We start from the raw sequence: 560 nt of genomic DNA on the forward strand, positions 1-560 counted from the left end.
GTGCTGTCACGTGGGCCGTACCAGCCGATCGCCGAACCGGACACCAGCACCCGGGGCCGTTCGGGCAGCGCAGCGATCCAGGCGAGCAGCGCCTGGGTGGTGCCGATCCGGGAGTCGCGCAGCGCCTGCTTGCGCGCATCGCTCCAACGGCCGTCCATCAGCGGCTCGCCGGCCAGGTTGACTACCGCCTGGACCGGGCCGACCTCGTCCAGCGTGGCAACGCTGCGGATCCCCGGCTGCGGGTTCCGGCCGGGCCGGCGGGTCAACACGATGGGGGCATGGCCCTCGGCCAGCAGGCGCGCGCACAGGCGGCTGCCGATGAAGCCGGTGCCACCGGTCACGAGAATCTGCATGGCGATTGCTCCGGAAGATCAGCGCTCACTGTACCCGGCGCGGCGTGCACGGCGCATCGACGCACTTCACATTCATCGCGATGAAGAGATATGATTGAGCCACACCCGCCGACGCGCCCCGCCCATGACCGCCATCAGCTTCGAGTTCTACCCGCCCAAGACCGACGACCAGCGTGCCCAGCTGGACCGGACCGCGGCCAAGCTGAA

Annotated in this window: 2 protein-coding genes; both read right to left on the bottom strand. The window is 69.8% G+C overall.

Going from position 1 to position 560, the window contains the following annotated elements; all coding sequences use genetic code 11:
* A partial coding sequence (locus AAE045_RS24060; protein ID WP_455549815.1) for an NAD-dependent epimerase/dehydratase family protein occupies positions 1–353 on the bottom strand: 353 nt, incomplete at its 3' end.
* Positions 354–378: 25 nt separating this feature from the next.
* The coding region (locus AAE045_RS24065; protein ID WP_455549816.1) for a hypothetical protein at positions 379–560 on the bottom strand (182 nt) is incomplete at its 5' end.

The organism is Dryocola clanedunensis (assembly GCF_038405435.1).
GTDB lineage: Bacteria > Pseudomonadota > Gammaproteobacteria > Enterobacterales > Enterobacteriaceae > Dryocola > Dryocola clanedunensis_A.